At 69.7% G+C, this 4,062-nt stretch carries 5 protein-coding genes; all 5 read right to left on the bottom strand.

Going from position 1 to position 4,062, the window contains the following annotated elements; translation table 11 throughout:
- Positions 1 to 592: hypothetical protein (locus VD972_RS36050; protein WP_324993352.1), on the bottom strand; the 592-nt coding region annotated here is incomplete at its 3' end.
- A 3-nt stretch (positions 593 to 595) separates the two neighbouring features.
- Positions 596 to 1,297 carry a hypothetical protein gene (locus VD972_RS36045; RefSeq protein ID WP_324993351.1) on the bottom strand — a complete coding sequence of 234 codons (702 nt, stop codon included), beginning with the start codon at positions 1,295 to 1,297 and terminating at the stop codon, positions 596 to 598.
- Position 1,298: 1 nt separating this feature from the next.
- Entirely contained in the window at positions 1,299 to 2,036 is a 738-nt protein-coding gene (locus VD972_RS36040; RefSeq protein WP_324993350.1) for a PASTA domain-containing protein, read from the bottom strand.
- Positions 2,037 to 2,060: 24 nt separating this feature from the next.
- On the bottom strand, positions 2,061 to 3,755 hold the full coding sequence (locus VD972_RS36035) for a hypothetical protein (RefSeq protein ID WP_324993349.1): 1,695 nt from the start codon (positions 3,753 to 3,755) through the stop codon (positions 2,061 to 2,063).
- Positions 3,752 to 4,062 (bottom strand): hypothetical protein (locus tag VD972_RS36030; protein WP_324993348.1); only part of this gene is annotated, 311 nt, incomplete at its 5' end. The genes VD972_RS36035 and VD972_RS36030, both read right to left, overlap by 4 nt.

Genomic DNA, 4,062 nt, shown 5'->3' with positions numbered 1-4,062 from the left:
CGGCCTTCTCATCCAAGGTGCCCGAGCCACTCACGTTGACGACGATCTGCAGCCTCTCGGTCCGGACCTCGGCGGCGAAGGTCGCGACCGCGACCGTCGTGTCCGGCGTCCCCCCCACGGAGGGAGCCACGTAGAGCGCCGACGCCTCGAACTTCATGCCGTTCCACGACTTCACCTCGTGGATGGAGACGTCGGGCCGGGTCGTGTCCTGCTTGGGAGGCACGTCCACCACCGCCACCGCGTTCACCGTACGCGGGGTCCCGAAGTCCACCACGACGACCTTCTGGTTGCCGGTCTTCGCGTCGGTGATCCGCACCTGCCCCACGGCGCTCAGCGCGCTCCAGCTCGCGCGGCCCGCCTGCACCTCCACGTCCAGGCGGCGCACCACCGCATTGCCCGGCAGCGACACGGCCTGCGTTATCGAGGCGACACCGTTGGAGAGGCGCTGCCACTCCAGGGTGATCGCCGCGTAGGGGAGTGCCTCGACCAGGTACTCGGTCGCCAACGAGTAGGCATCGAGGGAGGCCTGGCCTGACGGGCCCAGGTCCTGGAGGAGGCCCCCGCTGCCGGAGTTCTGGGAGGAGCTCGCCATGGCCTAGGTGAACGCCCGGGCGCCCTGCAGCACCTGGTAGAGGTTGTCGAAGGTGAGGCCGGGCTGCTCGTCGTCGATCGTGATGCCGTACTGGACGAAGCTGCCGATGACCTGCTCCCTCTCCTGCGGGGTGAGCTCGGCGGCCGTCGGCTTGCGGTCCAGGATCGTCTGGTTCTGCTGCACCGCGAACGCGATCTGGGGGACCTTCCATGCTTCGAGATCGAGGTGCGCATCCTTGATGAGGCCCAGCGTCACGTCGTTGGGTGGCGCCAGCGTCAGATCGACGACCGAGCCCTTGGCGACGCGGATGCCTGACTTCACGCTCTGCCCGATGACGCGCGGGAGCTCATACTTGTTGATGGGCTGTGCGCGGTCGATGTACGCGTCCACTCGCGCAAGGTTGAGCGCGGGCGAGCGCACCTCCTGGCCCTCGCGGACGATCATGTTCACCGCCGGCAGCTCGCCGACCTCGATCACCTGCACGTTCGTGTAACCCGGAACGCCCGCGGTGATCTGCCCCGTCGGGGACTTGGAGGAGGTGGCCTCGCGCGTGGGCGAGGCAGTGAGGGCGGGAGCGCTCGGGCTCTCCACCGCGGCCTCGGAGCTGGCGGAAGCGCTGGAGGGTGAGGGCTTCGCCGTCGTGCCCGTGGTGCGCTTTGCCGGGCGGCGGGGAGGTTGCTGGGAAGAGGGTTTCCGGGTTGCCATGTTAGCCTCGCAGGGAAGTGCTGCTCGTCACGTTCTTGACCTTGCCCATCACCAGGCCCAGTGCCTCCAGGGCCTTCTTCGCTTCCGCCAGCGTGAGGCCGGCCAGCGACGGCACCTCGACGGTGGTCTCGATCTTCGGAGCCACGGCCACGGCCAGCTGCACGGTGCTTCCGGCCACTCCCACCAGCGAGCCCGCGGGAGGTATCTGCACCAGCACGAGCGACAGGTCGTACTCGGCGCCGGGGTTGTTCGGCGGCAGGTTCTTGCCTTGTGTGTCGAGCAGGCGGCTGACCGTGATGGCCTTGGCCGACAGCGCGGCGCGGGCCTGAGTCAGCGTCATGCCGAACACGTCGGGCATGGGCACGTGGGTGGGCGTCAGCGCCAGCTCCAGCGTCGCATCGCCGGTCTGGCCGATGTTCACCGTGCCTGAGGTGGGCGCGAAGCCGGGAGCGCTCGTGTGGACGGTGTACGCGCCAGGCACCAGTCCGTCGATCACGTGCTGGGTGGCGGGTGGGACGGGCCTCACCGCCTCGCGAGAGACTCCGCTCGCGGAGGTGGCGGTGACGCGCACCGTGGTCAGGTCCAGGCCGGGATTCTGGATCTTCACCCGCACCGCGTGGAGCTGAGCCTCCACGTGTTGGTGCAGGCTGTCGACGCCATCGACCAGGTCATTCCAGGCCTGGGCGGTGAGCGGTTCTCCGGGGTTGACGTGCTGGGCACTGAAGGGGTTGAGAGGCATGTCGTTTCCTTTCACGGACGAGGGCTAAGGCGAGGGGGTGGGTGACAGCACCGTCCCCCCCAGGAAGCTCAAGGTGGGGTCTCCCTCAGGGGAGAAGAGGACGCCGGTGCCGAGGACCCACTCGTCCTCCTGGTAGACGACCTCCACATGGACGCCGACGGCGCGGAAGCGCTCCAGGGCGCGCCTCACCAGCTCCTTGACCGTGACGTCCGCCGTGTCGAGGGCCGCGAAGCGCTTGGGGATCCACACTCGCACCGCGTGGGCCTGGTGCTCGAGCCAGCTGAGCCGGATGTCGCCCGCGTCCGGGCGGGGAGCGAGGCCGGCCGCGAACACCGACCCGTCAGCAAAGCCGATGCGCATATAGGGGGCGATCCGCCTCACCGTCGGCGGCGGACCCGCGCTCACCCGCAGCGACATCCCCGCCTCCTGCACGAAGAACGCAAAGCGGGTGTCCCCCACCCCGATGCCGATGTCCTCCAGAGGCACTGGCGGGTGCGGGAACACCGCGTCCCGATCGATGCACCCCAGCGGATTGCCCACCGCGAAGGTAGCCGCGCGCCTGTCCTCGGGAAGCCCGGGACCGTCGAACGCGAAGTCCAGCGCGTGAGGCGCGTCGCCGTCCGCGAAGCAGCCCCCTCTCCACGAGAAGCCGTAGTCGGTGACATCGGTGCCAGGGTCATTGGGATCCGCCTTGAGGAGCAGGGTGCCGTTCTCGTCCAGGATCAGCGTGCCCCCGTCAGGCACCGTGCCTGCGAAGCCCACACCCACACCCTCATCGCGGTTCACCAGGTGCGGCCCCACGGTCCGGTCCTCGATGCCGCCGATCTCCACCTGCAGCTCGGCGCGCGAGAACCCCCGGCGCGAGACGGTGAACAGCGCAGCGTGCGGCTTGGGGCCCACGTCCTCGCTGAACTCGCGCAGCGGGTTCTCCTCCAGGCCGACGAGCTCGCCCGTGTACGGGAGCTGGAAGGGAGGCCCGCTGGGGCGGGGCAGCGGAGGCGGCTGCAGCCGGTCGCGCACGAAGGTGACATGGCGATAGCGGTCGACACTGTGGAAGTAGCCGTCGGTCCGGCGCAGGTCGAGCGTGAGGCTGCCCAGCTCACGCAGCGCTGCCATGACCTGGGCGTTGCGGGTGTGGTCGATGTCGAGATCGAGAGCGTTGGAGACTGCCTCCAGGAGCGCCCGCACGGTGGCATTCCCTCCCGCATGAATGCGGCAGTGCTCCCCCACCCGGGTGCGCGCGGCCATCAGCAGCGCCGGAAAGGCCACGCTGTCCTCCGCCTGACCCACCATCACCCGGGCGGCAAGCTCCAGGTCGGCAGGCGCTGCGGGATCCGCATACAGAGGCAGGCGTGGCGGTACCCCTGCGGTGTTCCAGAGGCGGAACAGCGCCTCCGCGCGGGCATCTCGGGTGGCTGCGTCATGCGCCTCCACGCTCGCCAGCAGCTGCCGGGCCAGCGTGCGCACCGCCGCGACGCGCAGGAGCAGCACGTCCAGCACGGACCGGTCGAGCCCGTGCAGGCCGCCGATCAGCAGCACGTCGCGGAGGGTATCGGCATCGGCCAGGCGGTGCGCGCGCCGCACGCTGGCCAGATCGCTGGACATGACGTCCAGGTCGGCCGACAGCGCCTCCACCACGGCGAAGAGCTGCTTGTCCGGGCGGGTAGGCTCGAGGTGCCCCGGGAAGCGCTGGAGGATCTGCAGCGGGCGCGTGCTCATGGCGCCACCTTGACGTTCCGGATCCAGGCCAGCTCCTGCGCGGTGAGCGGGATCTCGGGGCTGATGCCGTTCAGCTTCACGCCTGCGGTGAGGTACTCGCCGGTGTAGCTGAGTGCGTCCACGGTGAAGGTGGAGGGCGCGGTGATCAACCCGAGCAGCTCGGCAGTCTTCAGGGTGGAGAGGGTGGCCACTCCGTCACGAAGCTGGGCCAGGACGTGGAAGCGCGCGGCGTCGCGGTTGGCGGCGAGATCCCCCTCCAGGCCCGTGCCCACCAGGGAGATGGTGACGGTCACGTCCAGCGCGATGA

Source organism: Hyalangium sp., from assembly GCF_035629615.1.
Lineage (GTDB): Bacteria > Myxococcota > Myxococcia > Myxococcales > Myxococcaceae > Hyalangium.
The sequence above is the reverse complement of the archived record's forward strand: the minus strand, read 5'-3'. Positions and strand labels throughout refer to the sequence as shown.

What these genes read in the sequence shown, in the direction of transcription:
- VD972_RS36045 (WP_324993351.1), bottom strand. Translation starts at nt 1,297, where the DNA reads ATGGCAACCCGGAAACCCTCTTCCCAGCAACCTCCCCGCCGCCCGGCA.
- VD972_RS36035 (WP_324993349.1), bottom strand. Translation starts at nt 3,755, where the DNA reads ATGAGCACGCGCCCGCTGCAGATCCTCCAGCGCTTCCCGGGGCACCTC.
- VD972_RS36040 (WP_324993350.1), bottom strand. Translation starts at nt 2,036, where the DNA reads ATGCCTCTCAACCCCTTCAGTGCCCAGCACGTCAACCCCGGAGAACCG.